We start from the raw sequence: 1901 nt of genomic DNA on the forward strand, positions 1-1901 counted from the left end.
ATTCCGACCCTTGGGCGCTACCCTCAGCTTGACCGGGTTCGCATGCCGCATGACATGCGCAACCTTTCGGTGGAGCAGCTGAAGCAGCTGGCGGAAGAACTGCGGTCCGAGACGATCGATGCCGTATCCACCACCGGCGGCCACCTTGGCGCGTCGCTGGGCGTGGTCGAACTGACGGTGGCGCTGCATGCCGTGTTCGACACGCCCGATGACCGGGTGATCTGGGATGTCGGCCACCAGGCCTATCCGCACAAGATCCTGACCGGGCGGCGCGAGCGCATCCGCACCCTGCGCCAGCCGGGCGGCCTGTCGGGCTTCACCCGGCGCAGCGAGAGCGAATACGACCCGTTTGGCGCGGCGCATTCCTCGACCTCCATTTCCGCCGGCCTCGGCATGGCCGTCGCCCACCACCTGCGCGCGGAGGAAGACCCCTCCTACCGCGAGCGCAACGTGATCGCGGTGATCGGCGATGGCTCGATCTCGGCAGGCATGGCGTACGAGGCCATGAACAACGCGTCGCATTGCGGCCCGGGCGCCGAACGCCTGATCGTGGTGCTGAACGATAACGAGATGTCCATCGCGCCGCCGGTCGGCGCGATGTCGAGCTACCTCTCGCGCCTCATGTCGTCGCGCAAGTTCCTCAACCTGCGCGAACTTGCCGCCAAGATGGCCAAGCGCCTGCCCGGCCGCCTGGAACGCACGGCGAAGAAGGCCGATGAATACGCGCGCGGCATCATGACCGGCGGCACGCTGTTCGAGGAACTCGGCTTCTATTATGTCGGCCCCGTTGACGGCCACGACATGAACCAGCTGGTCCACATCCTGCGCAACCTGCGCGACGCCGAGGATGTCGGCCCCGTGCTGCTGCATGTGATTACCGAGAAGGGCCACGGCTACACCCCGGCCGAATCGGCGGGCGACAAGTATCACGCGGTCTCCAGGTTCAATGTCGTGACCGGCGAGCAGAAAAAGGGCCCGTCCGGACCGCCGAGCTACACCTCGGTCTTTGCAAAGGAACTGGTCCGCCAGGCCGCGACCGACGACAAAATCGTCACGATCACCGCCGCCATGCCGTCGGGCACCGGGCTGGACAAGTTCGCCAGGGCCTATCCCGACCGTTTCTTTGACGTCGGCATTGCCGAACAGCACGCCGTGACCTTTGCCGCCGGCATGGCGACCGAGGGGCTGCGCCCGTTCTGCGCCATCTATTCCACCTTCCTGCAGCGCGCCTATGACCAGGTGATGCATGACGTGGTGCTGCAGAAGCTGCCGGTGCGCTTCGCCATCGACCGCGCGGGGCTGGTGGGCGCCGACGGCGCGACCCATGCGGGCGCGTTCGACATCGCCTACCTTGGCTGCCTGCCGGGCATGACGCTGATGGCGCCCAGCAACGAGCTGGAACTGCTGCACATGACCGCGACCTCCATCGCGTTTGACGAAGGCCCGATCGGCCTGCGGTATCCCCGCGGCAGCGGGCTGGGGCTGGAGCTTCCGGCCGCGGGCCAGATCCTGGAGATCGGGCGCGGGCGAATCGTGCGTGAAATGACCCGGCAGTCCGGGCCGGAACAGGGCGGCATCGCCATCCTGTCGCTCGGGCCAAGGCTGGCGGACGCGCTGAAGGCGGCCGACATGCTGGCGGCACAGGGCCTGTCCCCCACCGTGGCCGACGCCCGCTTCGCCAAGCCGATCGACACGGCCCTGGTCGAGCAGCTGGCGCGCAACCACGCCGTGCTGATCACCATCGAGGAAGGCTCGGTTGGCGGATTCGGCAGCTATGTCATGACCCATCTGGCCAAAACCGGCCTGCTGGACCGCGTGCGCTTCCGCCCCATGACCCTGCCCGACCGCTTCATCGACCACAACACCCAGGCCGCCCAGTACCATGAGGCCGGGCTGGATGC

The 1901-nt window shown here is 67.3% G+C and carries 1 protein-coding gene; it reads left to right on the forward strand.

The window, feature by feature from the left end:
• On the forward strand, positions 1-1901 hold a 1901-nt coding region (gene dxs / locus B7449_RS17940), incomplete at both ends, for a 1-deoxy-D-xylulose-5-phosphate synthase (RefSeq protein ID WP_048883991.1).

This window comes from Komagataeibacter intermedius TF2 (assembly GCF_000964425.1).
GTDB lineage: Bacteria > Pseudomonadota > Alphaproteobacteria > Acetobacterales > Acetobacteraceae > Komagataeibacter > Komagataeibacter intermedius.